Origin of the sequence: Congregibacter brevis (assembly GCF_045689245.1) — a bacterium.
In the GTDB taxonomy this organism is placed as follows: domain Bacteria; phylum Pseudomonadota; class Gammaproteobacteria; order Pseudomonadales; family Halieaceae; genus Congregibacter; species Congregibacter brevis.
The window spans coordinates 475,367-500,792 of the sequence record NZ_CP136865.1 but is presented as its reverse complement, the minus strand read 5'-3'; the positions used below and the strand labels follow the sequence as shown (position 1 = coordinate 500,792).

The 25,426-nt window shown below is 55.2% G+C and carries 23 protein-coding genes; 16 read left to right on the top strand and 7 right to left on the bottom strand.

Translation table 11 applies throughout. The features are described from left to right. The first annotated feature begins 62 nt into the window (after positions 1 to 62). Together R0137_RS02170 and R0137_RS02165 are read left to right on the top strand one after the other, a co-directional pair. The gene (locus tag R0137_RS02170; RefSeq protein ID WP_407328199.1) at positions 63 to 503 is read left to right on the top strand and encodes a VOC family protein; all 441 of its coding nucleotides are present in this window, start codon (positions 63 to 65) and stop codon (positions 501 to 503) included. Beyond that, on the top strand, positions 490 to 1,410 hold the full coding sequence (locus R0137_RS02165) for a DUF6279 family lipoprotein (protein ID WP_407328197.1): 921 nt from the start codon (positions 490 to 492) through the stop codon (positions 1,408 to 1,410). The genes R0137_RS02170 and R0137_RS02165 overlap by 14 nt, the downstream gene beginning before the upstream one ends. Before the next feature lie 33 nt (positions 1,411 to 1,443). On the opposite strand, the gene argA is transcribed toward R0137_RS02165, so the two are convergent. The 3 genes from argA to R0137_RS02150 are packed head-to-tail and all read right to left on the bottom strand — an operon-like array spanning position 1,444 to position 4,777. Next, positions 1,444 to 2,760: an amino-acid N-acetyltransferase gene (gene argA / locus R0137_RS02160; protein WP_407328195.1), complete on the bottom strand. Its 1,317-nt coding sequence runs from the start codon at positions 2,758 to 2,760 to the stop codon at positions 1,444 to 1,446. Positions 2,761 to 2,796: 36 nt separating this feature from the next. Next, on the bottom strand, positions 2,797 to 4,074 hold the full coding sequence (locus R0137_RS02155) for an inorganic phosphate transporter (RefSeq protein WP_407328194.1): 1,278 nt from the start codon (positions 4,072 to 4,074) through the stop codon (positions 2,797 to 2,799). A 28-nt stretch (positions 4,075 to 4,102) separates the two neighbouring features. Further along, complete coding sequence (locus tag R0137_RS02150) at positions 4,103 to 4,777, bottom strand: DUF47 family protein (RefSeq protein WP_405271929.1); 675 nt, start codon at positions 4,775 to 4,777, stop codon at positions 4,103 to 4,105. Positions 4,778 to 4,966: 189 nt separating this feature from the next. Here R0137_RS02150 and R0137_RS02145 point away from each other — a divergent pair, with 189 nt between their 5' ends. The 7 genes from R0137_RS02145 (at position 4,967) to R0137_RS02115 (ending at position 14,433) form a co-directional block, all read left to right on the top strand. After that, positions 4,967 to 6,742, top strand: coding sequence for a GspE/PulE family protein (locus R0137_RS02145; RefSeq protein ID WP_407328192.1), 1,776 nt, complete (start codon positions 4,967 to 4,969; stop codon positions 6,740 to 6,742). Positions 6,743 to 6,746: 4 nt separating this feature from the next. Continuing rightward, positions 6,747 to 9,686 (top strand): bifunctional [glutamate--ammonia ligase]-adenylyl-L-tyrosine phosphorylase/[glutamate--ammonia-ligase] adenylyltransferase, encoded by a 2,940-nt coding sequence (glnE, locus tag R0137_RS02140; RefSeq protein WP_407328190.1) that lies wholly within the window; start codon positions 6,747 to 6,749, stop codon positions 9,684 to 9,686. A 25-nt stretch (positions 9,687 to 9,711) separates the two neighbouring features. Then, positions 9,712 to 10,638, top strand: coding sequence for a branched-chain amino acid transaminase (locus tag R0137_RS02135; protein WP_407328189.1), 927 nt, complete (start codon positions 9,712 to 9,714; stop codon positions 10,636 to 10,638). A gap of 48 nt (positions 10,639 to 10,686) precedes the next feature. Beyond that, positions 10,687 to 11,544: an alpha/beta hydrolase gene (locus tag R0137_RS02130; RefSeq protein WP_407328188.1), complete on the top strand. Its 858-nt coding sequence runs from the start codon at positions 10,687 to 10,689 to the stop codon at positions 11,542 to 11,544. 34 nt (positions 11,545 to 11,578) lie between these two features. Next, a complete protein-coding gene (gene rfbD, locus R0137_RS02125) occupies positions 11,579 to 12,472 on the top strand; it encodes a dTDP-4-dehydrorhamnose reductase (protein ID WP_407328187.1) in 894 nt (297 codons plus the stop codon). After that, on the top strand, positions 12,465 to 13,529 hold the full coding sequence (gene rfbB / locus R0137_RS02120) for a dTDP-glucose 4,6-dehydratase (RefSeq protein WP_407328185.1): 1,065 nt from the start codon (positions 12,465 to 12,467) through the stop codon (positions 13,527 to 13,529). Before rfbD ends, rfbB begins: the two co-directional genes overlap by 8 nt. Before the next feature lie 64 nt (positions 13,530 to 13,593). Continuing rightward, entirely contained in the window at positions 13,594 to 14,433 is an 840-nt protein-coding gene (locus R0137_RS02115; protein WP_407328184.1) for an aldose 1-epimerase, read from the top strand. A 46-nt stretch (positions 14,434 to 14,479) separates the two neighbouring features. Here R0137_RS02115 and rfbC read toward each other — a convergent pair whose 3' ends face one another. Both rfbC and rfbA read right to left on the bottom strand, forming a co-directional pair. Further along, on the bottom strand, positions 14,480 to 15,028 hold the full coding sequence (gene rfbC / locus R0137_RS02110; protein WP_407328182.1) for a dTDP-4-dehydrorhamnose 3,5-epimerase: 549 nt from the start codon (positions 15,026 to 15,028) through the stop codon (positions 14,480 to 14,482). After that, a complete protein-coding gene (gene rfbA / locus R0137_RS02105; protein ID WP_407328180.1) occupies positions 15,018 to 15,923 on the bottom strand; it encodes a glucose-1-phosphate thymidylyltransferase RfbA in 906 nt (301 codons plus the stop codon). Before rfbA ends, rfbC begins: the two co-directional genes overlap by 11 nt. A gap of 186 nt (positions 15,924 to 16,109) precedes the next feature. Between rfbA and R0137_RS02100 the strand changes: the two genes are divergently transcribed. The 3 genes from R0137_RS02100 to R0137_RS02090 are packed head-to-tail and all read left to right on the top strand — an operon-like array spanning position 16,110 to position 19,118. Next, positions 16,110 to 17,348: a glycosyltransferase family 4 protein gene (locus R0137_RS02100; protein ID WP_407328178.1), complete on the top strand. Its 1,239-nt coding sequence runs from the start codon at positions 16,110 to 16,112 to the stop codon at positions 17,346 to 17,348. After that, on the top strand, positions 17,335 to 18,051 hold the full coding sequence (locus R0137_RS02095; RefSeq protein ID WP_407328177.1) for a class I SAM-dependent methyltransferase: 717 nt from the start codon (positions 17,335 to 17,337) through the stop codon (positions 18,049 to 18,051). Before R0137_RS02100 ends, R0137_RS02095 begins: the two co-directional genes overlap by 14 nt. After that, positions 18,048 to 19,118 carry a prenyltransferase gene (locus R0137_RS02090; protein ID WP_407328175.1) on the top strand — a complete coding sequence of 357 codons (1,071 nt, stop codon included), beginning with the start codon at positions 18,048 to 18,050 and terminating at the stop codon, positions 19,116 to 19,118. Before R0137_RS02095 ends, R0137_RS02090 begins: the two co-directional genes overlap by 4 nt. Positions 19,119 to 19,134: 16 nt before the next feature. On the opposite strand, the gene R0137_RS02085 is transcribed toward R0137_RS02090, so the two are convergent. Then, the gene (locus R0137_RS02085; protein WP_407328173.1) at positions 19,135 to 19,761 is read right to left on the bottom strand and encodes a class I SAM-dependent methyltransferase; all 627 of its coding nucleotides are present in this window, start codon (positions 19,759 to 19,761) and stop codon (positions 19,135 to 19,137) included. A gap of 122 nt (positions 19,762 to 19,883) precedes the next feature. Here R0137_RS02085 and waaA point away from each other — a divergent pair, with 122 nt between their 5' ends. Next, positions 19,884 to 21,164: a lipid IV(A) 3-deoxy-D-manno-octulosonic acid transferase gene (gene waaA / locus R0137_RS02080; protein WP_407328172.1), complete on the top strand. Its 1,281-nt coding sequence runs from the start codon at positions 19,884 to 19,886 to the stop codon at positions 21,162 to 21,164. Here waaA and R0137_RS02075 read toward each other — a convergent pair. Continuing rightward, positions 21,144 to 22,580 (bottom strand): TolC family outer membrane protein, encoded by a 1,437-nt coding sequence (locus R0137_RS02075; RefSeq protein ID WP_407328171.1) that lies wholly within the window; start codon positions 22,578 to 22,580, stop codon positions 21,144 to 21,146. The genes waaA and R0137_RS02075 overlap by 21 nt on opposite strands. A 316-nt stretch (positions 22,581 to 22,896) precedes the next feature. On the opposite strand from R0137_RS02075, the gene R0137_RS02070 reads away from it, so the two are divergent. The 3 genes from R0137_RS02070 (at position 22,897) to R0137_RS02060 (ending at position 25,392) form a co-directional block, all read left to right on the top strand. Further along, the gene (locus tag R0137_RS02070; RefSeq protein WP_407328169.1) at positions 22,897 to 23,379 is read left to right on the top strand and encodes a DUF1249 domain-containing protein; all 483 of its coding nucleotides are present in this window, start codon (positions 22,897 to 22,899) and stop codon (positions 23,377 to 23,379) included. Positions 23,380 to 23,392: 13 nt separating this feature from the next. Continuing rightward, positions 23,393 to 24,229 (top strand): 3',5'-cyclic-AMP phosphodiesterase, encoded by an 837-nt coding sequence (cpdA, locus tag R0137_RS02065; RefSeq protein WP_407328167.1) that lies wholly within the window; start codon positions 23,393 to 23,395, stop codon positions 24,227 to 24,229. A 77-nt stretch (positions 24,230 to 24,306) separates the two neighbouring features. Then, complete coding sequence (locus tag R0137_RS02060) at positions 24,307 to 25,392, top strand: purine nucleoside permease (protein WP_407328165.1); 1,086 nt, start codon at positions 24,307 to 24,309, stop codon at positions 25,390 to 25,392. The last annotated feature ends 34 nt before the right edge of the window (positions 25,393 to 25,426 follow it).

The following is a 25,426-nucleotide window of genomic DNA, read 5'->3' as shown; positions in this document are numbered from 1 at the left end:
AAGACTCGCTATGATTCTGCTGGTATTTAATTTTTTGAAAATTTTTTGATTATGGAGATCCTATGCCAAGCACTGCTTTTCATCTTGCGCTCCCCGTAGATGACCTGGACGCCGCAGAGACTTTCTATGGTGGCGTCCTAAGCTGTCCTCGTGGCCGCTCGTCGCCCCGATGGACCGACTATGATTTTTATGGCCATCAGCTCGTGGTTCACAAGGTAGACAGTGAAGATTTACCTGCGGTGGCGAGGAACCACGTTGATGAGGACGCCGTTCCGGCGAGCCACTTTGGTGTGGTACTCGACTGGGATGACTGGGATAACCTTCAAAGTCGCCTGAAGACTGCGGGAGTGAAATACGCGATCGACCCGAAGACCCGGTTTGCCGGCCGCCAGGGAGAGCAGCGCACCTGCTTTGTACGTGATCCCGCGGGTAACCATTTGGAGTTCAAATGCTTTCGGAACCCTGAAATGCTGTTTGCCACAGAAGGCTTTGAATACAAGTAAACATGGCGTGCCTTTGAATATCCGACAGAGTTTGCACCGCTGGCGTTGGCAGTTGCTAGGGGCGTTTTTCCTCTTGCTTACGGCCTGCAGCAGCACGACTTTTGTGTATAACCGACTGGATATTATTCTGCCCTGGTATCTGGATCGTTACGTCGATTTGGACAGAAGTCAGTCGCAGGTTTTTGATACTCAGCTCGAGAGGCTTCTTGAGTGGCACCGGCGGGAAGAGCTGCCTCGTTACGTGGAGTTTTTGAACGCAATCGATGAAGACCTCAAAGCCGAACTCACCGTCCCCCAGCTTCAGGCTTATGCTGATCGAGCCGAGGAGGCATGGTGGCGTATTCGTGACCCCGGCCTCGAAGAGCTTCTTGCGTTGGGTGAGGAGCTCAGTGACGAACAGATCGAAGACTTCATTGCCGTTTTGGCGAAACAGCAAAAAAAGTACGAGCGTAAATATCTAGACCGCGACGATGAAGAGATGCGTGACGATGCCGCCGAAAGTCTGGAAGAGACTCTTGAGGATTACCTTGGCCGGTTGAACGATAATCAGTTGGAGCGCCTTCGCGTTGCTGCGGGTGAACTGCGGCGATCAGATCATGTGTGGCTGAGCGAGCGCAGCGCCTGGGCGGGCGAGCTTGCTAGAGAACTGGAGCGCCAGCCGGGATGGCAGGAGCGCGTGAGAGTAATTGTTCGCGACTGGGAGGAAAACCTGGATCCCGATGTGGAGGCTCTCTACGACCACAATACAACGGTGGTGCAATCAGCTGTTGTTGACGTGGTGAACAGCCGAACCGAAAAACAGAACAATCGCTTGAAAAAGAAGCTTGCGGGATTTCGGGAAGACTTTGAGCTTCTGGCGAGTGAGGTGACGGAGCAGGAAAAAGACCCGTCCAAGGCGACGCTTTAGCATCTGTTACCGAGTCTCTTTCACAGACCCCTACTAGGCATCGAGTTTGAGCGCCTTAAAAAACACTTTGGAATTGCGCTGCAGATTGTAGAGGGCTTGGCGTGAAGGAGGCAGCTTGTCTCGCGAGTCTTCCTGAAAGCCCTGCTCCAGAAACCAATGCGCCGTCTGCGTGGTCAGCACAAAGACTTCTCTGAGTCCCTGCGACAACGCTTCTCTCTCCAGCTCCTGCAATAGTCGGCGGGCACGTTGTTCTCCGCGATAGTGCGGGTGCGACACTATGCAGGCTAGTTCCGCGCTGTGTTGCTCGGCAAAAGGATAGAGCGCAGCGCAGGCAATGATGCGCCCATCGCGTTCCAGAATTCGAAACCGCCCGATCTCGGCTTCCAAAAGATCACGAGAACGCTTGAGCAACACACCTGATTCTTCTAAAGGCGTGATTAGGTCTAATACTCCGCCTACATCCTGAATGCTGGCCCAGCGAGACTGCTCATAAGGGCGGTTGGTGACCAAGGTGCCGCTTCCATCGGTGGTGAAGAGTTCGCCCAACAGAGCGTCCGGGTCCTGCGAGCTCACAATATGGCTGCGCGGCACACCGGCAACACAAGCATCGCAGGCGATGCGAAGGAGCCGCGCTTCTTCCTCATTGCCAGGTGTGGCGATCGCTTGCTGATCTACTGCATATTGCTTGATCAACGTGCCATTACTATCGTGAACGCCGGCAGTGCTCCCAAGAATGATGAGTTTGTCCGCCTGTAGATCTCGAGCCGTGCTGATAGCCACATCGCCCAGACTCAAGTTAAACGCTTCACCCGTGGGTGAGTAACCAATGGAAGAGAGGAGGACGAGGCTGCCGCTATTCAGAAGAGAGGCCATGCCCTCGACATCGACGCGTCTTACTCGACCTGTCAGATGGTGATCGATACCGTCCACCACGCCTATCGGCTGAGCCATAACAAAATTGCCCGACGCTGCTCTCAACCGAGCGTCCTGCATGGGCGAGTTAGGCAGGCTCAGTGACAACAAAGCTTCCAGCTCAATGCGCTGGGCGCCTATGACTTGCAGTATGTGCGGGAGGATGTTGCTGTCGGTAATACGTTGGCCGCGGTGCAGGCTGCTATCTATATCAAGCTCTTTTAAACGACGATCAATCTGTGGCCGGCTGCCAAATACCAGCACCAGACGCACACCCAGACTGTTTAGCAGGGCAACGTCATACAGGACTCGAGGTAAGGCACCGCTTTCTTGAACAGCACCCGGGATGACGATGACAAAAGTCGAACCGCGATGCCGGTTTATGTAGGGCGCAGTGTTTCGAAACCAGGAAATGGGAGAGTTTTGTGGCTGGGACATTTGTACAGTTTACAGTGTGTAGCGAGCGTTGCAGGTCTAGCCAAATATCCCGCGGAGCGTGAAGAAAAAGATTATCGCCAGAATGGCGCCTGCGGGGAGCGTAATGAGCCAGCTTAGGAAGATCGACCCGATGACACGAAGGTCGATGGCCGCAATACCCCGCGCCAGCCCCACGCCCAGCACAGCGCCCACAAGAGTGTGGGTCGTTGATATAGGCAAGCCCGTCGCAGAGGCGAAAACCACCGTAGAGGCGGCGGCGAGGGTAGCTGCAAACCCCCGCGAGGGCGTCAGCTCGGTGATTTTGTTGCCAACGGTGGCGATAACTTTCCAACCGTAGGTGGTAAGGCCTGCGACGATGCCCAGAGCTCCGATCAACAGGATCCAGCCGGGCATAACGGCAGTGGCGTTAACCGCACCACCGGATTGAACGATGCTGGTCACCGCGGCAAGCGGCCCAATGGCGTTAGCAACATCGTTGGAGCCATGAGCAAAAGCCATGGAGCAGGCCGTGAACATCATCAGCACGCCAAACACCCGCTCTACACTGGCAAAACGGTTGTCCTCATTAGCTTCAAAGGGGATTCTGCGCAGTAACATAGCGCCAAAGACAGCTACCACCAGCCCCACGCCAAACGATAGTGGTACGGCGTTAGCAAACTTTGATCCCAGTCCGAAATCCAGCTCCAGACCCAAATGCTTCAGGCCTTTTAGCAGCGTCACCATGGAGATCATGAAGCCTACGATCCACATGTAGACCGGGATAAGCCGCTTGGCGCGAAGGAATGGGTCATCGTTATCCAGAATCAGCAGCTTAACGCTCATAAACAGGGCGAAGGAGATAGTTCCTGCAAGCACCGGCGAGATCACCCAGCTCATGGCAATGGTGCCGACCTGGCTCCAGTTCACGGACTCAACAGAAATTCCGACGGCAGCAAAGCCGACAATGGCGCCTACGATCGAGTGCGTAGTGGAGACGGGCCAGCCTCGAACGCTGGCAATGAGCAGCCAGGTGCCAGCGGCGAACAGCGCAGACATCATGCCGTAAACCAAAAGTTCGGGAGATCCCTCCAGCAAGCTGGGATCAATAATGCCCTTGCGAATCGTTTCGGTGACTTCGCCGCCGGCGAGATAAGCGCCCAGGAATTCGAAAACAATCGCGATCATGATTGCCTGGCGAATAGTGAGTGCACCGGAACCCACGGAGGTTCCCATGGCATTGGCTACGTCATTCGCACCAATACCCCAGGCCATGAAGAATCCGGCGATACACGCAAGACCCAGAAATTGGGGGCCGTAGGCAGCAATAATTTCCAAGATCGAATATCCGTCGCGTCAGTTCTGACTAGCGTGCCAAAAGGAGTTCAAGTTGCTCACCCACTTCTCCACAGGCGTCAGCCAATTGAGCTAGCGCGGTGGCGATCTGGTAGTAAAAAACAGCATCAAGGACCGGGAAACTATCTTCAGTCTTACCGAGCTGGCGAACCAGACGCTGCTGCTGTGCATCACAACGGCGCACCTGTCTCTCCAGAGACCCCAGCATCTTCTCCATGATTTTCCGCTCGCGCTGTCCAAAGCCCTCGGTAATCAGCTCATCAAGCTCCCGGATTGCGGTGAGTGCCTGACCGGCAGTTGCCGCAAGAAGGCTGCAGTGCTTGTCGAGGATGGTTTGCAGCTGTTTGGGGAACTGCATGCCTCGAAGTGCTACCGGCCTGGCGATTTCTCGCACACACACGGTGATGCGGTTCTGTATATCCAGCAGCTCTAGAAGGTCGGGCCGAGGCATCGCAAGAAGGAGCCCTCGGGGTAGCTGCTGACGAATCTCTCTGCGTAGCTTTCGCGCGTCAGAGGTGGTGCTATCGATCACGCTGTGGATCTCGGCAACGCGATTCCAGTCCTGGTCTGCGCTGGCAGCCAATAGTTCGCATAGCAACTGCACGGTTTCCTGCGCGAGCTGCATGTGCTCTTGTATTGGCTGGATCGGAGATCTGCCAAATAGCTTGCCCAAAGGACTTGTCATGCAAGTGCCATCTCTGGTCTCGGGAAGTCGCGGAGTATAGAGCCTGTTTGCGCCATCTGTCTTGTCCCGAATGATGAAATTTACCCTTACTATTAATACGGCTTTATCGCCGTGAAGTCGAGGGTCAAAGTGCCGGGCTGTGGTAGCATGCCTGAGCGCCATTAGCCGTGAAAACAGGGGTTTTTTCGCATGCTTAAGCCGGAAAATAGTGAGCCCGCTGAGGGTTTGCTTACGCTTAAGGTCTTACTAGAGGGTTTGCTTACCGACGGCCGTATAGCGGCGGGTGATCTCCGTCGTCTGCAGGGGCTGTCTCCAGGAGCTATTCATCCTCTGGTTTTTCTTGCCGAGCAGAAGCTCAAAGATCTGGAGAATCCTGATCAGGTGCTAGATATGACGGCGCTGCTCAGTTGGCTGAGCGAGCGAAGTGGTCAGGCAATCGTCGAAATTGACCCTCTCAAAGTCAACGTGGCCGAAGTTTCTGAAGTGATGTCGCGCGCCTTTGCTGAACGGCATCGCATTCTTGCGGTTGCGGTAGCCGACGACGAGGTGGTTATTGCCAGCGCCGAGCCGTATCAGCGCGCATGGCAGTCGAATCTTGAGCAGGTTCTTCGCAAACAAATTCGGCGGGTAATTACAGACCCCCGGGATCTTGTGCGCTACACAGCCGAGTTTTACACCATGGCTGGTTCCGTGCGCGGTGCCCGAGCCGCAGGTAAAGGTAGTTCGACGGGCAATATTGGGAATTTGGAGCAGATGCTGGAGTTGGGCTCTATGCGCGAGCCCGACGCGAACGACCAGCACATTGTCAGTATCGTGGACTGGCTCCTTCAATACGCTTTTGAGCAGCGTGCCAGCGATATTCACATTGAGCCCCGGCGAAACGTGGGTAATGTCCGATTTAGAATCGATGGCGTTCTCAATACTGTGTACGAGCTGCCCGAACAGGTCTGTGCCGCGGTTACCAGCCGAATCAAAATTCTTGGACGCATGGATGTGGCCGAAAAGCGTCGCCCCCAGGACGGACGGCTGAAGACTCGCAGTCCCGGCGGCACCGAAGTCGAACTCCGATTGTCTACACTGCCCACCGCTTTTGGTGAGAAATTGGTCATGCGTATCTTCGACCCGGAGGTACTGCAAAAAAGCTTTGAAGCCCTGGGATTGGCGGATGATGACCTCGCCCGCTGGCATGCCATGACCGGTACCGGTAATGGTATTGTGCTGGTTACGGGTCCCACCGGGTCGGGTAAGACCACAACTTTATATTCAACGCTGCGTCAGCTTGCTACCACGTCAGTAAACGTATGCACCATCGAAGATCCTATCGAGATGGTAGAGGGCGCGTTCAATCAAATGCAGGTGAATCACGGTATTGATCTGGATTTCTCTACGGGCGTGCGAACGCTCATGCGCCAGGATCCCGACATTATTATGATCGGAGAGATTCGAGACCTCGAGACCGCGAACATGGCGATTCAGGCGGCGCTCACGGGTCATCTGGTGTTATCCACCTTGCACACCAACGACTCTCCCAGTTCCGTCTCTCGGCTGCTCGAGCTTGGCGCTCCCGCCTATCTTGTAAAGGCGACGCTTCGGGGGATTATGTCCCAGCGACTTGTGCGTATTCTCTGTGACGACTGTAAGCGCGCCAAGCCTACGGACGTGCAGGGTTGGCGAGAGCTTGTTCAGCCTTTTGATATTCCCCCACCGGCTGAAATCTACGAAGCCGTAGGCTGTAAAACCTGCCGTGACACCGGTTATCGGGGTCGACGGGGCATCTACGAGGTGCTGGTTAATACCCCCGCGGTTCAGGGAGAGATCGTTAAGGACATTAACACTGCTCGCCTTAGAGATATTGCTTTCAGCGAGGGGATGCAGTCCTTACGAGTAAGCGGCGCTGCTCGTGTTGCCCGCGGTGAAACCACCGTGGAAGAGGTACTGCGGGTTGCGCCTGCAATAAGTCAGTAAGCCTATGAATCAGTTGGCGAAGTTGCCGGAGATTCTAAGAGCTCCGGTGGAGATGGCATGGGCGGACATTCTTGGGGCCGCGGGGGCCGCCGAGCGCCGGGCGCTGGAGTCACTTCTGGAGCGGGTGGGTTTTGCCGAGCAGTTGAACACAGTTCTTGCCGGGTCTCGCTACGTTGCGGAGAGTCTGCGCCGGAGGCCTTGGCTACTCGTGCAAATGGCAACTGCCGGGCATCTCGAAACACCACTACGTGAAGGCGCCTTAGAGTCCGAGTTGGCTGAGCTTCTTGCTCGAAGCGATGAAGACGCGGCTGTCGTGCTCAGACGCTTTCGGCAGCGCCAAATGCTGCGCATTATCTGGCGGGACCTCAACCGACTAGCCCCCACTCTTGAAACCACGAGGGATGTGTCCTGGCTGGCCGATGCATGTATATCGCTGGGTCTTAAGCATTGCGCGGCGGAGCTTGAAGCCAAACATGGCCAGCCACGGGGAAGGCAGAGCGGTGAGTATCAGGAGTTAGTGGTTCTTGCGATGGGCAAGCTTGGCGCCCACGAGCTCAACCTGTCATCCGACATCGACCTAATCTTTACCTATCCTGAGGGCGGAAGTACCGACGGAGAGCGCCGCTCGATCAGCAATGAAGAGTTCTTCACCCGAGTGGGTCGCGCTCTGATCGCGCTTTTAGACCCGGTGACAGCCGAGGGTTTTGTGTTTCGGGTTGATATGCGTTTGAGACCGTATGGCGAGAGCGGATCGCTTGTGCAGAGCTTTGCTGCCCTGGAGGCCTACTATCAGGAGCAGGGGAGAGACTGGGAGCGCTATGCGCTGATCAAGGCGCGACCGGTCACGGGAAGTATTATCCATAGGCGCGAGCTCATGGAGTGCCTGCAGCCCTTTGTTTATCGCCGCTACGTGGACTACAGCGCTATCGAAAGCCTTCGATCCATGAAGCAGTTGATCGTCGCTGAGGTACGTCGTCGGGGATTGCAGAGCAACGTAAAGCTTGGGAGCGGTGGTATTCGGGAAATAGAGTTTATCGCCCAGTGTTTTCAGCTTATCCGTGGTGGGCGTGATACGTCGCTGCAGCGTCGGGAGTTATCACCTGTACTTGCTGAGTGCGCGGAGCTGGGCTGCTTGCCCGAGCCGGTAGCGAAGGAACTGCAGACTGCTTACTTGTTCCTTCGCGATGTGGAGCACGGCATACAGGCTTGGGATGATCGTCAGACACAAGAGCTCCCGGAAGATACAACGGCCCGAGCGGCTCTTGCTCATTGCATGGGATTCCCGGACTACGATGTTTTTCTGGGCGAGTTGCAGAGGCGCCGCCACGACGTCGCCGGACATTTTGCTGCCCTGATTGCTGAGGATGAAGATTCTTCCCCAGCCCCTGAGAGCGAAGGTTTGTGGAGCGCTAGTTGCGACCCTAAACAGTTAACGGGCCTCGGATTCAAAGACGCGGAGCGTCTTGCGGAACTCCTGCGCGGGTTGTTTGAGTCTCGGCTTACCCAGACTCTGCAAGCAGAAGGTCGGGAGCGTCTTGATCGTTTTATGCCGCTTCTGCTGGAAGCCTGTGCTGAATGCGAGCACCCGGATTTGGCGCTGGAGCGTGCCCTTCCTTTGGTGAGTTCCGTCGCACGGCGCAGCGCGTATCTGCTTCTACTTATTGAAAACCCGCCGGCGCTTGCCGACCTCGCTACCCTCTGTGGAGCTAGCCCCTGGATAGCGGAGCAACTGGCGACGCGCCCGGCACTGTTGGATGAGTTGCTGGATCGCGGCAGCCTTTACACGGCGCCGGAGCGCGAGGTGTTGCAGTCCGAACTGCGCCAACAGCTGGCTCGGTTGACGGTGGACGATCTTGAAGGCCACATGGATGCGCTTCGTTACTTTAAGGCGTCGCAGGTACTCCGCGTGGCGGCGAGTGAGCTGTCCGGGCGCCTCCCGTTAATGAAGGTGAGTGACAAGCTTAGTTTTATTGCCGAGGTATGTCTTGAGCAGGTCCTCGCTCTGGCCTGGGCGCAACTTTCTATGCGTTACGGCGAACCTGCAAGAGACGGTACAGGACGTGGGTTTGTCGTCCTGGCTTACGGCAAGCTTGGTGGTATCGAATTGAGCTATGCCTCTGACCTGGACCTGGTGTTTATCTACGATGCCAGCAGTGGCGGCTACACCGACGGCGACCGAGCCATCGACAACGCGACCTTTTACATGCGCTTGGGCCAGAAGATGATCCATATTCTTGAAACGCGCATGGGGCTTGGTCAGCTATATGAGATTGACATGCGTCTTCGTCCTTCGGGCGCGTCGGGAATGCTGGTATCTACCTTGGCAGCATTTGAGCAGTACCAGCAAAATGAGGCCTGGACCTGGGAGCATCAAGCCCTTGTTCGTGCGCGACCCGTAGCGGGTGACAAAGCGCTAGCTTACAAAGTGGAGAGCCTGCGCCGCACAATTCTTTGTGAAGCTCGCGACCGCGGTACTCTAGCTCGGGAAGTTGTGACCATGCGCGAGAAGATGCGCAAACATGCCCGGGTCGGTGCGGAAGACTCAGAACTGGATCTCAAGCAGGGCTTCGGCGGTATCGTGGATATCGAATTTGTGGTGCAATACGCTGTTCTTGCCTGGGCGTCACAAGAACCAAGCTTGGCTGATTGGTCGGACAACGTCCGAATCCTCGAAGCGCTAGCTCTTAGCGGCTATTTGCAGAAGGAACAATGTCAGGCTCTGGTACAGGCCTATCTCGAATTGCGCAGTGCCACGCATCAGTTGGCGCTGCAGCAGCAATCGCGAAGTTTGCCGGCAACGCAGTTTGCAACGGAGCGAAGCGCAGTACAGCTTGCCTGGGAATCGCTTTTTGCGGATGTAGTTGCTGATAAAGAAGAAGGCATAGATACGGAACCGGCAGACGATGAGGATATTCTCGGATCTGCAGGCAAACATAAAGAATAGACAAAAGAGAGTTTAGGAGAAGAACATGAATTTTGCGGAACGCGAGGGCACTATCTGGCTCGACGGGGAGATGGTTCCCTGGGGCGAGGCCAAGGTGCACGTGCTGACGCATACACTGCATTACGGTTTGGGCGTTTTTGAAGGCGTGCGTGCTTACAAGACTCCGGATCGTGGCAGCTGCATCTTTAAGCTGAATGAACACACCGACCGCCTCTTTAATTCGGCGAAGATTCTCACGATGGATATGCCTTACGACAAGGAAACCCTGAATGAGGCTCAGCGCGCTGTGGTGCGAGCTAACGATCTTGAAGAAGCCTATTTGCGGCCCATGTGCTTTTATGGCTCTGAGGGTATGGGTTTGCGTGCCGATGGGCTCAAAACTCATGTGATGGTAGCTGCGTGGGAGTGGCCCTCCTATATGGATCCTGAGGCCGTGGCGCGGGGTATCAAAGTACGGACGTCTTCTTATACCCGTCACCACGTGAACATCACCATGTGCAAAGCGAAGGCCAACGGCAACTACATCAATTCCATGCTCGCTCTGCGCGAGGCTTTGGATTCGGGTGCTGAAGAGGCGCTCCTACTGGACAACGAAGGTTACGTAGCCGAAGGCAGCGGCGAGAACGTCTTTATTGTGCGTCGAGGAAAGATCCATACACCCGAGCTTACATCCTGTTTGGATGGGATCACCCGAGCAACGATCTTTGCTTTTGCGAAAGAGCTGGGACTGGAAATCGTCGAGCGACGGATCACTCGCGACGAAGTGTATGTTGCGGATGAGGCGTTCTTTACCGGCACAGCCGCAGAAGTCGTGCCTATCAGAATGCTAGATGGACGGGAGATTGGGAGCGGCAGCCGTGGACCAATCACCGAGCAGCTACAGTCTATGTATTTTGACGCGGTTCGCGGGAATCGACCCCAGAACGCGGAGTGGCTAAGCCCGGTTGCCTGATCGGCCCTTCGACGGGCCACTGGCTCATCACCAATAAGAGATAGAACCATGAGCGAACATACAGAGCTTGCAGTACAGGAGCTAGGCTTGGAAGACGGCGACGCCAAAGGTGTCTTTTATCGTCGATGGGATGTGGAATCTCCTCGAGCCGTCGCACTCATTGTTCATGGTCTCGGGGAACATAGCGGTCGTTATCAACATGTTGCTGAGGCGTTGGCTGCGCGTAAGATCGCCAGCTTCGCTCCCGACCATCCGGGGCACGGCAAAACGCCAGGGCACCGCTGCTTCATCAACAAGTTTGAAGATTTCTATCCCGCATTGGACGCGCTGCGTGAAAAGATAGCGGCTGACTACGCAGAAGTCCCCTGCTTCATTATTGGTCACAGCATGGGTGGTCTGATTACCGGAAACTACCTTATTGACCGACAGCCACAGTTTGCCGGCGCCGCTTTTTCCGGTGCGGCATTTGAGGTCCCTGAACCTCCCAGTGGTTTTGCGATTTTTCTTAATAAGGTTTTGGCGTCGATCGTGCCAAAGCTCGGCGCTTTGCAGTTGGATGCCAGTGAGGTCAGTCGGGATGCTGAGGTTGTGCGACGTTACCAGGAGGATCCTTTGGTACATAGCGGCAAAATTACGGCTCGCCTGTTGGTTGAACTGTTTTCCGCGATGGAGAACCTCCAAAAACGCCGTGGTGACGTGACGCTTCCGCTTCTGGTTATGCATGGAGAAGGCGATGTTATGGCTGCCGTCAGCGGATCTCGGAACTTCTTTGATAGCGTGGGTAGCCAAGATAAGACTCTGCGTTTGTATCCTGGTTTGTACCACGAGATCTTTAACGAGCCGGAGCAAGCTCAAGTGCTTGGAGAGCTGGGTGATTGGATGGATGCCCACATCGCCGCGGCTTAAGCCATGACTCTATTTGGCAGCATTGGCGAAGACGATGAGTGAAGGTCCTTTGACCAAGGTTTTAGTAACCGGTGCGGCGGGCCAGCTTGGCTCTGCCCTTAGCGCCACTGCACCCTCCTCGATTAAGGTTTGTGCGCTCACCCGTGCCGACTGTGATATCTGCGATCGCGCTGCCGTGGATTCCGTATTGGATGCCGAAGCTCCCCAGCTCCTGATTAATGCGGCCGCCTACACGGCCGTGGATCGCGCGGAAGAAGACTCCGCCGCTGCTTTTGCAGCGAATGCCGAAGCCCCGTTGGTACTGGCAGAAGCCTGTGCTGAGCGAGGTGTCCGTCTGTTTCATGTTTCCACCGATTTTGTATTTGATGGTCTGAATAGCTCTCCTTATCCGACAGATGCCACTACAGCGCCACTGGGGGTGTATGGCGAGAGCAAGCAGGCTGGCGAGAGAGCTGTGTTGAATTCCCGCGCCGATGCGTTGGTCTTGCGAACCGGTTGGGTGTATTCCCATGATGGCCAGAACTTTATGCGGACCATGCTGCGACTGCATGATTCGCTTGATGAAATCAGTGTCGTGTCAGATCAGGTAGGAACCCCAACGGACGCCTACTCTTTAGCCAATGCACTGTGGGCTGCCGCAGGGCGTCCTGAGCTAAACGGGATCTATCATTGGAGTGATGCGGGTGTTTGTAGCTGGTATGACTTTGCATTGGCAATCGGTGAAGAGGCTTTCGCGCTTGGCTTACTGCAGAAGATTGCAGGCGTAAATCCTATTCGCACTGTGGACTACCCAACGCCAGCCGCTCGTCCGGCTTATAGTGTGTTGGACAAAACACGGAGTTGGCAGGATTTTGACATACCACCGACTCACTGGCGCAGCCAACTCCGTGCTGCACTTTTACGATTAAGGGAGGCGGACCATGGCTAACACTCTGTTGGTGACGGGAGCGGCGGGATTTATCGGTTCCAATTTCGTTCACTATTGGTTGGGTGCACACCCAGATGATCGTGTCATTGCCTACGATGCACTCACCTACGCAGGTAACAGAGCTAATCTTGCGAGCATAGAAGCCAATGACAACTTCAGCTTTGTTCACGCGGATATCTGCGATGAAGATCGAGTAACTCAGTTGATGCGCGATGAGGCAGTAGATACCGTCGTGCACTTTGCTGCGGAGAGTCACGTCGATCGCTCCATTAGCGGTCCCGATGCATTCATCGAGACCAACATTATTGGAACCCACAGTCTTTTAAAGGCAGCCCGGACAGTCTGGTTAGATGGAGACGGAAAACCTCATCGTTTTCATCATGTGTCCACGGACGAAGTTTATGGCTCTCTTGCACCGGACGCCCCGGGCTTTTTTGAAGCCCAGCAGTACCAGCCCAATTCGCCTTATTCTGCGAGTAAAGCGGCTTCAGACCATCTTGTACGGGCCTATCTCCATACCTATGGTTTGCAGGTCAGTACGAGTAATTGCTCGAATAACTATGGACCTTTCCATTTTCCCGAGAAGCTGGTCCCTCTTTGCTTGACCAATATTCTGCGGGGACAAGAGCTACCGGTATACGGTGATGGCACTAATATCCGAGATTGGCTTTATGTTGAGGATCACTGCCGCGGCATTGAGCTGGTCTTGGGTAAAGGCGAGGTGGGTGAGTGCTACAACATTGGCGGCAACAACGAATGGAACAATCTGGCGATTGTGAATCTCTTGTGCGAGCGCCTGGACGCAAGGTTTGCTGCAGACCCAAGCTTGCGAGAGAACTATCCCGATGCTCCCCAAAGCCGTGGTGAGTCTGCCGACAGTCTCATTCGATTTGTCACCGATCGTGCGGGACACGATTGGCGCTACGCTATTGATGCGAGCCGGATTATGAGCGAGCTGGGTTATGCGCCTGCAGAGACCTTCGAAACGGGTATTGAACGCACCATTGATTGGTATCTAGCAAACGAAGCCTGGTGGCGGCCCTTAGTTCAGGCTTAGCTAAATAAAGGAATATCTAAAATCTGACGGCCTCGGTGTCGCTCTGTGCTTGGAGCATGGGGATGTGCGGATTGAGATTGCTCCGGAAAACGGCGCGGCGCTTCTGTCCCTTCAGTCGCTGCATGCAGGACAGTGGCGCGACTGGCTTGTCGACAGCGCTCTCGCATCGACCATAAGCACGCCACCGTGCTTTCCTCTCGTACCGTTTGCCAACCGCATCGCTGACGGAAGGCTGAAGTCTTCTTCTGAAGTTTTGCCAGCCAATCGTCCTCATGTGTCTGTTCACCCCATTCACGGCTATGCCTGGCAGGCGCCCTGGTCTGTGGGCCGCCAGGAAGTGAACTCCGTTGAACTCAGCTATGACGGTAGTGATGACCCATGGCCGTGGCGATACCGCGCTTCGCTTAGCTTTATGCTTGCGCCCCAAGAACTGCAGATCCACATGAAGCTCCAACACCTTGGTGCCGGTTTAATGCCCGCTGGTTTTGGATTACATCCCGCCTTTCCCACTGACGGCTTGCTTGGTGTTAAGGCCACGACGAACGCTTTCTTAGCTGCTGACGAACGATGTTTGCCGGTTGCGTATAGGGTTGGTGCGACGGAATGCACTGACCTAATTACGGGGAGTTTGCCCAAGCCAGGTATTGATAGTGATTTTGATGGTTGGCAAAACAGCCTGCGGATGGAGTGGTGGGACCGGAGTCTCCTGCTGTCTTCAGATCCCGTGTTTACGGCACTGCATGTGTTCAGACCCAAAAACAAACCGCTGTTGTGTTTAGAGCCGGTGAGTCATTTAACCGGGGCAATGGCCGTAGATTCTTTGCCTGAGATCCCAGCCCCACAGATGTTGCGCACTAACGAAGTTCTTGAAGGCACGCTCGTGTTTCGGCTCATACACCACTAAGTGTCCTGTGATGCTCCGTCATCGGTGTGCCGCAGATTTTCGCCTGCTAGGGAAGCCGAGGTGCGTCCGCAAACGCCAAGCCTGTTTGATCTTTGGCTGAGAGTGACGGGGGTTTACCGCCCACCAGTGGCCAATCGATCCCAAGGGTTGGATCATCCCAGGCTATGCTGACTTCGTTGCTCGGGTCGTATTTGTCCGTGCACTTGTATTGGAAGTCGGCGTACTCAGAAGTTACGTAGAAACCGTGGGCAAAGCCTGGAGGTACCCAAAGCATTTGTTGGCTTGTGGCATCAAGAGTGACGCCATACCACTGCCCCAGAGTCGGTGAATCTCTTCGCAGATCCACGGCAACGTCATACACACTGCCGGCGGTGACGCGCACAAGTTTTCCCTGCGTATGATTGGTCTGGTAATGCAGCCCCCGCAGAATGCCCTGCGCAGAGCGGCTGTGGTTGTCCTGAACAAAGTTCAGATCGAATCCAGCGTCCCGAAAGGCTTCTGCGTTCCAGCTTTCCATAAAGAACCCGCGCTCGTCGCCATACACGGTAGGCGTTAGCAGGTACACCCCGGGAAGACTGGTCGCTTCAAATTGCATTGCGAACTGCCCCCTCTTCGCGAAGCAGGCCCATTAGATATTCACCGTAGCCGCTCTTGATCAGAGGCGCTGCGAGCTCCTGAAGACCATTAGCGTCGATGTAACCCATGCGGTAAGCCACTTCTTCGGGGCAGGCGATCTTTAGCCCCTGGCGCTCTTCTACAACCCGAATAAAATTGGCGGCATCCAAGAGAGAGTTATGGGTTCCCGTGTCCAACCACGCGGTACCCCGACTCATAACCTCGACATGGAGATCTCCGCGCTTGAGATAAGCGAGGTTCACATCAGTGATTTCGAGCTCGCCCCGAGGGGAAGGCTTTATATTCTTAGCGATATCTACGACGTCATTATCGTAAAAGTATAGGCCGGTGACTGCATAGTGAGAGCGAGGATTGGCGGGCTTTTCTTCGATATTGCTGGCCACTCCATCACTGTCAAAATCCACAACGCCGTAACGTTCGGGATCGTTTACATAGTAGGCAAACACTGACGCGCCACTTTTGCGCTCGGCGGCGTGTCGCAGGCTTTTGGAAAAGCCATCGCCGTAAAAAATGTTGTCGCCAAGGACCAGACTGACCGGGCTGTCACCGACGAAGTCCTCACCAAGGATAAAAGCCTGCGCGAGGCCATCTGGACTGGGCTGTACGGCATAGGTGATGTTGATTCCCCACTGCTCACCGCCTCCAAGAAGATCGGCAAAAGCCTTTTGATCCCGAGGCGTGGTGATTATCAGTACATCGCGGATACCCGCTTCCATGAGAGTAGCAAGGGGGTAGTAGATCATTGGCTTGTCATAAACCGGCATGAGCTGCTTGCTCACCGTGCTGGTAAGGGGGTGAAGTCGCGTGCCAGAACCGCCGGCAAGAATGATGCCCTTGTACGCCGTGTCACTCATAAGCTTACATCCATGGCTTGATCATAGGCCTGCAGTATATCGCCGCACCTTGGGCCCTGTCGTGTCACGGCCGGTGCTCCGAGTCAGCTTTTACCCAGGGCTGGGACTTGAATCACAGCTTGTACCATGACCTGCGGTGTATACAATGCGCGGCTGCCCTTTAAACATCATCCCACTCGGAGTTCCATGTCGGGACCTTTGCACATTGCCCTGCTTGGCTATCGCAGCCAGCCCCATGGAGGGGGCCAAGGTATTTACCTGCATTACCTGAGCAAGGCTCTGGTTGAGGCAGGCCATGAGGTGGATGTCATTTCAGGGCCGCCCTACCCGGAACTCGACCCCCGCGTGCGATTGATTCATATCCCCAGTCTGGATTTGTTCACCCACGGCTTGGGTTCTCTTCGGCCACGCCACTTGCTGTCGCTGAGCGATATGATTGAGTGGCTGAGTAAGTTAACGGGTGGGTTTGCGGAGCCTTACACCTTCGGTCGCCGGGTACGAAAGTATCTGCATAAAGAGGGTCGTCATTACGATCTGATCCATGACAATCAAAGCCTGAGTTACGGGGTGCTTAAGCTCCAGAAAGAGGGCTTTCCGCTGGTTACCACGGTCCATCACCCAATAACCCACGATTTGCGAATTGCGCTTCGTGCAGCCAGAAGCTGGCACGAGCGACTGCTGGTGCGCCGTTGGCACTCTTTTCTGACCATGCAGGGAAAGGTGGTGCGCCGTTTGCGCCACGTGATCACGGTGTCAGAGCAGTCGCGTCAGGACATTGCTACGGATTTCGGATTGCCCGCCGATCAGATAGATCTGGTCTACAACGGTATCGATACGGCGGTGTTTCGCCCTCACGCGGAAATACAGCGCCGTAGCAATCGTCTCATGGCCACTGCTTCGGCAGATGCACCGCTGAAGGGACTGCGTTACTTGCTGAAAGCCTATGCAGCTCTCCTTGAGCGTTATCCCGATCTGGAATTACTGGTCGTGGGCCGGCCGCAGCCGGGTGGAAAAACAGAACAGTTACTGGATCGACTGCGGATTCGTGATCGCGTACGGTTTATCTCCGGTATTAGCACTGGAGAGATGGTGCGCCATTATGCCGAAGCCACCTTGGCGGTCATACCTTCGATTTACGAGGGCTTTGGTTTACCCGCCGGAGAGGCCATGGCTTGTGGGGTACCCGTAGTGTCGACCGATGGTGGCGCCCTTCCAGAGATTGTCTCTGACGCCGGTGTGATCGTGCCCAATGCCGATGACCAAGCCTTGGTGAAGGCAATAACTCAGCTTCTGGATAACGAAGCGGAGCGGGAGCGTTTGGCTGCGGCGGGGCGAGAGCGCATCCTCGATACCTTTAGCTGGACTGTGTGTGGTGAAGAGATGGTGCGCTACTACCGAGAGGTGATTGCCGATGCAAACGCTTGATCGGAATTATTTCCCTATGCACCCAGGGCAGCGCGTTCTGGACCTGGGCTGCGGTGAAGGCAGACATGTGATTGCCGCCTGCGCCCTTGATGGTGTAGATGCCGTGGGCGTAGATCTATCTCTCAAGGACTTGGCGACTGCTCGGGAGCGCATGGCGGAATTCCGTGATTCTGCTTCAGAAGATTCCGCGCTGTTTCTGCTTCTAGCCGGAGACGCTCTGAAACTGCCTTTTGCAGATGAGAGTTTCGACGCTGTTATCTGTAGCGAAGTGTTGGAGCATATCCCGGACTATCGTAGCGCATTGGCTGAGATTTCTCGGGTGCTGAAGCCCGGCGGCCGGTTTTGTGCGAGCGTTCCCCGGGCATGGTGCGAACGCATCTGCTGGAGCCTTTCTCGCGATTATCATCAAGTGTTAGGCGGTCATTTACGTATTTTTGATAAGGCTGATCTCTGCACCGAGATTGAAAAACAAGGTTTCAACGTTTATTACGAACATGGGGCCCATGCGTTGCACAGCATTTACTGGTGGTTGCAGTGTTTGTTCTGGAAGTCGCGGGAAAGCAACTGGCTGGTGCGCCAATATCATCGTTTGCTGGTCTGGGATATGATGAGCCAACCAGCATTTACGCGTGTGCTTGAGCGCACGCTCAACCCCGTTCTTGGTAAAAGCGTCGTCATGTATTTTCGCAAGGGCAGCGAGTGAGCGGCCCCTACTTCACTACCGGACTATTCCCCCGGGACTTTCTCGCGCCGACCATCGCATCGATCCGCGATGCTCAGCTATCGAACGGGGAAATCCCCTGGTCACCTGGCAACTATGCTGATCCCTGGGATCACGTGGAAGCGGCCATGGGCCTGTCTATTGGCGGAGAGTGGAACGCAGCAGAGCGTGCCTACCGTTGGCTGGCAGAGCAGCAGTTGAGTGACGGTAGTTGGTGGGCAGCCTACAGAAACGGTGTACCTGATAATCGCGAGCGGCGAGAGACAAACTTTGTCGCCTATGTCGCGACCGGTGTTTGGCATCACTACCTGATCAGCGAAAATCGCGATTTTCTGTCAGAGCTTTGGCCGGTGGTTAATAAAGCCATGAGCTTCGTGATGTCCTTGCAGTCAGAACACGGCGACATAGACTGGGCTGTGGACGAAGATGGCACGCCGCGTTCTGATGCATTGATCACCGGATGTAGCTCGATTTACAAAAGCCTTGAGTGCGCCCACAACATAGCGGTCACTCTGGGTGAAGAGCGACCCGAGTTCCTCCAAAGTCGAAGCGCCCTCGGTGATGCCTTGCGTAATCGCCCCCAGCGTTTCGATCGCACGTGGGAGAGTAAGTCCCGCTATTCTATGGATTGGTTTTATCCCGTGCTGACCGGTGTAATTAGAGGCGCTGCAGCAAAGGAGCGTCTCGCTGCGCGGTGGGATGAGTTTGTGGAAGACGGTATGGGTTGTCGTTGCGTAGTCGAGGAGCCCTGGGTGACCGTCGCAGAGTCCTGCGAGCTCGTGATGGCCCTCCTCGCTGCAGGAGAACATGCTCGCGCCGTTGAGCTCTACAGCTGGCTGCACCAGTGGCGCAGCGACACCGGCGATTACTGGACGGGTTATCAGTTTGCAGAAGATCTGCTGTGGCCCGATGAGCGGCCAACCTGGACGGCGGGCGCTGTACTGCTCGCTGCCGACGCACTGACTCAGCACACAGCAGCGGCGAACATTTTTACCTGTGTTGAGCTTCTCGACTCCGCCGCTACACCTTTATCCCGGCGCGCGACCTAGACCTAGACCTAGACCTCTAAAGCCGCTCTAAAACCCTCAGGCTGTCTACCGACATTATTTCCTTAAACAATCCCGAAGCCATAGCCAGGCGATAGACCGTAATGGGAGCCTGGCCTCCCGCCTCTGACCCCGGGTACACGTCGTGGATCGCCAGTAGCCCTTTTTGAGCGATAGAGCCTGCCCAGCTTCGATAATCAAGTAATGCTGCATCGAGACTGTGGCCGCCATCGATAAACACCAACCCCAGCTCGCCCTGCCATGCCCGGGCAAATTGGGCAGAGCTGCTCAAAACGGGTATGACGCTGTCATCGAGATCAGCCGCACGAATGGTCTTACGAAAGCTCGCGAGGGTGCTAAAAGCACCGGTATCGTCGACCAATTGCGGATCATGGAACATCTCTCCGGGTTGATGCTCTTCGGAGCCCCGATGATGGTCTACCGCAAACAGTGTGCTACCCGTAGCCTTGCAGCCAAGCCCCAGATAAACCGACGATTTGCCACAGTAGCTTCCTATCTCTACCGCTACGGCGCCTTGCGCTAAGGTACTTGCGCAGCGGAACAAGGCCTCTCCTTCGGCATGGGAAAGAAAGCCCTTAACGCTGTCTATGTCGATAGGCAGGATCAGTTCGATGTGTTTGGACACAGTTGCGCACTCTGTTTTGCCGGGGCGCTGACACTACCGATAGCGGCTGCTGGTCGCAAGCTGTGGTCGTCGCTGACTTTGATCGTTATGCTGCAGCTGTTCTTTGAGTCTGAGCAACCGCTGTGAGTCGCATTGCCTACAGTACGCTGTTTATCGTGCTGCAACCTTTCATTTTGTTGCGCATGATTCTGCGTTCCCGTCGTGCTCCCGCCTACCGGGAGCGGCTCGCAGAGCGTTTTGGTTTTTTTAAACCGCCGGTGGTCGACAGACCTGGGATATGGATTCACGCGGTCTCGCTGGGTGAGACCCTCGCCGCGGGACCTCTTGTAGAGCGTATCCTCACCGAGTATCCCGGTCATCGTGTGATCGTTACCACTACCACGCCTACTGGGTCCGCACAGGTTCGCCGCTTGTTCGGAGACAGGGTTTTTCACGTCTATGCACCCTGGGACACGCCCGGCGCTGTTAAGCGTTTTCTAAAACGTACTCGTCCGCGATTGCTGGTTTTGATGGAGACCGAGCTGTGGCCTAATCTCCTCCACTACAGCCAACGTTCAGGCTGTCGGATACTGCTTGCGAATGCTCGGCTGTCTGCCAGGTCTGCCGCGGGCTACGCAAAGGTGGCGGGCATCACTCGGGACATGCTCGATGCTCTTGACTGGGTGGGTGTGCAAAATTCTGCGGATGCAGATCGCTTCATGCAGCTGGGAATGGAGGCGGCGCGTCTTAAGGTCACTGGCAGCGTTAAGTTTGATATTCGCCTTGATGAAGACACTCGTACGCGCATCGGAGACCTTCGCCGTCAGTGGGGCCTGTCCGATCGGTTTGCGATTGTCTTTGCCAGTACTCACGAGGGTGAGGACGAGTTGGCGTTGTCCGCTTTCGCTGCGTTTCGCAAAGTTAAGAACAACGCGCTGCTGCTGTTGGCGCCAAGACACCCGGAGCGATTCGAGGCGGTATATGAGCTTTGTAAAAGCGATGGACTGAGGGTCTCTCGTCGATCCCAGTCTGAGACCGTCGATGACAGTACAGATCTGGTTTTGCTGGATTCTCTTGGCGAGCTGTCAGCGCTGTTTGGTGTCGCAGACCTTGGAGTCATTGGCGGAAGTTTTATTGAGCGGGGCGGACATAATCCTCTTGAGGCCGCAGCATGGGGTATGCCGATACTGTGCGGGCCTTCCATGTTCAATTTTGAAGACATTACTGCCCGGCTTTCAGAGGCTGGTGCCCTTCAGCGTTGCGCCAATGAGTCAGAGCTTGTTGCGCAATTTGAGCGTCTATCCGAATATGACAACGAAAAACGCCGCCGAGGTACGGCGGCGTTAGAGGTTCTGAAAAACAATCAAGGCGCGTTGGACGCCTTGTTTCAGGGCCTGCAAGATTTACTTGGGCGCCATTCCTGAGCTGGTGGGCGCCGCTGCAGCTTCGAGGTAGCTATCAAGATTTATAACGTCCTCGGGGCTTAGGAGGCCCGCCTGCTCCTTCAGTAGCAGCGTGTTGACGATATAGTCATAGCGACTGTTGGCGTAATCACGGAGCGCGCCAAACAGCGTGTTCTGCGCATTCAGCACGTCGACGATGTTTCGGGTGCCCACTTCATAGCCGGCCTGGGTCGCATCCAAAGCGCTCTTGGACGACAGAATGCTCTGCTTTCGTGCGGCAACTCGAGCGACATCGTTCACTACAGTCATGTGCAAAGATCGGGCATCAGTAACGGTTTGTCGCGTAAGGTTGATACGCTCCTCGCGCGCCTGATTAAACAGCTGCGCTGCACGACGGCGTTCTGCACTGATCGCTCCGCCGGTGTAGAGCGGCATAGAGAGCTCTACGCCCCACACCGTCTGGTCCCGTTCAGAATTGGGCGGGAAGTTAAAAATACCGGCCGGATCCTGAAAACGCGTACCGTCAGTCTCAGATTCCAGATACTGCGCCGAGCCGCTGATGGTTGGCGCATGAGCCAGACGCCGTGCCTTGGCGTTTTGTCGAGCGGCTTCTTCGGCGTACTGAGAAGCCTTCAGATTGAAGTTGTTCGCCAGAGCGAACTCGACCCATGCGCTGCGATCTGCAGGCTCAGGCTTGTTTACGGCAAAGGACTCTACAAGGACGTCGAGCGTATCGTGTCGTTTGCCCGTAAGAACGCTGAGGTTCTCAAGCGCAACGGCAACGGAGTTCTCGTCAGAAATTCTGTCGACCTGAGAAAGATCATAAGCAGCCTGAGATTCGTAGACGTCGGTGATAGCAATGAGGCCCACTTCAAAGCGTTGCTGATTCTGCTCGAGCTGGCGGCCAAATGCTTCTTCGCGCGCGACGGAGGCGCGAAGATTGTCTTGAGCGCGCAACACAGCCAGGTAGGCTTGGACTACACGAACAATCAAATTTTGTTGATTCGCCGCGAAAGTCGCTTCGACCTGCTTTGACAGCTCCTTGCCAGACTGAAAAGAAAACCAGGCAGGAAGATTGAAAATAGCTTGCTGCAGAGAAACCTGATATGTGTCCGTATCCACATCGGTATTGTCAAAGGTATTACCAATGATGGGTGCGCCGGTCGGGTCAAACCCGATAATGCCCGGGCTCGTGGTGTCCGTATCCGAGTTTTGAGTACCGGCGGTAGCGGTTACCTGAGGTAGCAATACAGACAGCGCAGCATTCTCATCTTCCAGACCTGCCATATACAGGGCTTGCTGAGCTTTGAGCGTCGCATCGTTTTCGAGCGCCAGTTCGTAGATATCACGCAGTGACTCAGCGCTCGCAGAGGATGAAGCCACTGCTGATGCAACCAGAGTCAGAGAGGCGAGGAGGACCTTGCCGGGGACATACATAATGAAATCCTTGGGTATGCGGAATTAAAGCCGCGCAAATGTTACCAGTAATGTCGACTGCTTCGCAGTGCTGAATAGTCACGAAAGCTACGCTAGTCAGGGTTACAATTTTAGGTGGTACACTCGATTCAAGACTATACGTTAATGCGCGACCCATCGCGTTTTAAGTGCATTTGATCGATTTTCTTGATCGACATGTGCCCTGTTGCAAAGGAATACGTGTAATCCTTGGGTATTGGTTCAGGCAGTGGCATTGAATTGGCATTGAATTGGCGTTGAATTAGTACCGAAATTTCGTCGGGGGAAAGTACAAGCAGTGATAAAAGGCTCTTACAAAGTCGATTTGCGTGCATTGCATGCCCTTTGCGAGGCTAATTACGCCCGTTTGTTACGTTTGTTTTCGGATTACGAGAGCTGCAACAGCAAACATTTCTCGGTAGATGGCGCTCAGGTGCATATCGAAGTTCTGGAGCGAAGTCGCTACACCACGCTTTTTTGTCTGCAGAGCTACCGCAGTGCAGCTATGGACAGCGAGCAGACCGCAGATCTGAGCACCAACTGGTTAGCCCCTCTTGTTATGGAGGCACGCGCCTACCATGACGCTGGAATGATTGAAGTGGTGCGATTTCAAACCGCCGGAAAGACTCAGGGCCGGTACACATATCCGAATCCGTCCATGCACCAGCAGGACGAAAAGAACCAACAGAACCGATTTCTCGCTGACTGGTTGTCGCACTGCCTGCACTTCGGGCAGGCCGATGTCGCTGGTCTTCTAAAGCCCGGGGCAGAACACGCCTAAGGGCGACTTTTTCATGAGTGAAATCCCAAACAGTGTCTGTCAACTGAGTGTGCGCAGCGAAACCGTCCGCATTGTGCAGCTCACCGACACCCACCTAAAAGCGCACGATGGTGGGAAGTTACTCGGTCTGGATACCGACTACTCGTTGCAGGCTGTGATTGATTTGGTAAAGAACGAATACCCTGACCCCGATTTCATCCTTGGAACGGGCGACCTCGCGGACTCGGGAGCAGGTGATGCCTACAAACGACTCGTAGGCTATTTTGACCAAATCACTACGGAGCACTATTGGATTCCGGGCAATCATGATCTCCGCGATGTGATGATCGATGTTGGCGGTGCCAAGCGTCTTCCAGGCGAAATTCGCGTCGGCGCATGGCAGATTGTGATGCTTGATTCACAGCTGCCCGGTGAGGTGGGTGGTCATTTGGGTCGTCCCGAGCTTCAACGTCTCGAGGAATGCCTGAGGTTGAGCGCCGAAGCGGGCTTACACACCTTGATATGCATGCACCACCAGCCGGTTCCCGTGGGTTGTGATTGGCTGGATGAGCAAAAGGTGTCAGATGCAGACTCATTTTTTGAGATTTTGGCGCGCTACCCCCATGTCCGGGCAGTACTGTGGGGCCATGTGCATCAAGAGCTGGATCAGAAGTGTGACGATCTGCGGCTTCTTTGTACCCCCTCAACCTGTGTGCAATTTCTTCCGCAGCAAGTGGACTTTGCCGTAGACACTCAGGCTCCCGGGTTTCGTTGGCTGGAACTGAACCCCGATGGCACAATTCTTACCGACGTGTCTCGCGCAGAATCACAAATCTTCCCCGTCGATAGAGAGGCCTCCGGTTACCTGTGAGCCGCGATGGCAGCCTTGGCATCCCAAGGTTAAACCGCATAACCTGTTCCTAAGCTTTTTCTAGTTGGTGTTTCGCCATGTCCGCGGTCTTTCTTAGTGTCCAACGCACCCTCATGGGTCTTTTTGCTATCGCTGGTCTATTGATCGCTCAGACCGGTGGCGCACAAGAGGGCCCTATCGAAATACGCGTTGCCGTTCTGGTGAACTTCGAAGTCGGCGAAGACACAGGGGATGCCCCCGGTGAATTTCAAGCTTGGCGTGAACGCGGGCTGGACAATCAACCTTTGGACGAGTGTTTTGATCTGCCCTACAGCACGCACGCGGCCTGCGTGGATCGCGATCGAGGCTTGCTGGTCACCTTTACCGGCCTGACTCAGGATCGAGCCGCTGCCAGTGTCATGGCCCTGGGCCTGGATAAGCGTTTCGACTTCTCTCACAGCTATTGGATCATTGGCGGCATTGCTGGCATCGACCCGGCAGATGGCACCTTGGGTTCTGCGGTGTGGGCCAACTACGTGGTTAATGGCGACTGGGCTCATGAGATAGATGCGCGAGAGATGCCAAAGGATTGGAAGACCGGCTACTTTCCGTTTATGACGGGCGAGCCGTATCCACAACCGCGGGCCGATGATACCGGAAAGGTCTTTGCGCTGAATCGGGATCTTGCTGGCTGGGCATTCAAGGAGAGCGCAGGGGTCGAGCTCTTTGATAACGCAGCGGCGCAGGCCTTGCGCGCAGAATACAAAGGTTATCCTGAGGCCCTTGCAGCACCCAAAATCATGCGCGGCGACAACCTATCTGCCAGTACGTTTTGGCACGGCAAGTACCTCAATGAATGGGCCAACGACTGGGTAGGCTACTGGACCGAAGGCGACGGCGAGTTTGTGACTACCGCTGTAGAAGATAGTGGGATTCTTGAAGCTCTTCGCTTTCTGGATGGCGGTGGTCGCGTGAATTTCGATCGGATCATGCTTTTGCGTACCGCGAGTAATTTCTCTATGCAGCCTCCCGGCATGACTGCGGTTGATAGCCTGACCCGTGAAACGGAAGGCTTCGGGGGTATGCTCCCCGCTGTTGAGAATCTCTGGCGGGTGGGTAGCAACGTTGCTCGCGCCCTTATTGAGAACTGGGAGCAACGCCGCTCTGCGCCGCCGGGAAGTTGAGGCGACGCCCTTGCAGTAATGACCTACCCCGCGG

Coding starts and splice junctions, on each gene's coding strand:
- R0137_RS02060 (WP_407328165.1), top strand. CDS start 24,307: ATGTCCGCGGTCTTTCTTAGTGTCCAACGCACCCTCATGGGTCTTTTT.
- cpdA (WP_407328167.1), top strand. CDS start 23,393: ATGAGTGAAATCCCAAACAGTGTCTGTCAACTGAGTGTGCGCAGCGAA.
- R0137_RS02075 (WP_407328171.1), bottom strand. CDS start 22,580: ATGTATGTCCCCGGCAAGGTCCTCCTCGCCTCTCTGACTCTGGTTGCA.
- rfbA (WP_407328180.1), bottom strand. CDS start 15,923: ATGAGTGACACGGCGTACAAGGGCATCATTCTTGCCGGCGGTTCTGGC.
- R0137_RS02170 (WP_407328199.1), top strand. CDS start 63: ATGCCAAGCACTGCTTTTCATCTTGCGCTCCCCGTAGATGACCTGGAC.
- rfbB (WP_407328185.1), top strand. CDS start 12,465: ATGGCTAACACTCTGTTGGTGACGGGAGCGGCGGGATTTATCGGTTCC.
- argA (WP_407328195.1), bottom strand. CDS start 2,760: ATGTCCCAGCCACAAAACTCTCCCATTTCCTGGTTTCGAAACACTGCG.
- R0137_RS02145 (WP_407328192.1), top strand. CDS start 4,967: ATGCTTAAGCCGGAAAATAGTGAGCCCGCTGAGGGTTTGCTTACGCTT.
- glnE (WP_407328190.1), top strand. CDS start 6,747: ATGAATCAGTTGGCGAAGTTGCCGGAGATTCTAAGAGCTCCGGTGGAG.
- R0137_RS02150 (WP_405271929.1), bottom strand. CDS start 4,777: ATGACAAGTCCTTTGGGCAAGCTATTTGGCAGATCTCCGATCCAGCCA.
- R0137_RS02135 (WP_407328189.1), top strand. CDS start 9,712: ATGAATTTTGCGGAACGCGAGGGCACTATCTGGCTCGACGGGGAGATG.
- rfbD (WP_407328187.1), top strand. CDS start 11,579: ATGAGTGAAGGTCCTTTGACCAAGGTTTTAGTAACCGGTGCGGCGGGC.
- R0137_RS02100 (WP_407328178.1), top strand. CDS start 16,110: ATGTCGGGACCTTTGCACATTGCCCTGCTTGGCTATCGCAGCCAGCCC.
- R0137_RS02130 (WP_407328188.1), top strand. CDS start 10,687: ATGAGCGAACATACAGAGCTTGCAGTACAGGAGCTAGGCTTGGAAGAC.
- rfbC (WP_407328182.1), bottom strand. CDS start 15,028: ATGCAATTTGAAGCGACCAGTCTTCCCGGGGTGTACCTGCTAACGCCT.
- R0137_RS02095 (WP_407328177.1), top strand. CDS start 17,335: ATGCAAACGCTTGATCGGAATTATTTCCCTATGCACCCAGGGCAGCGC.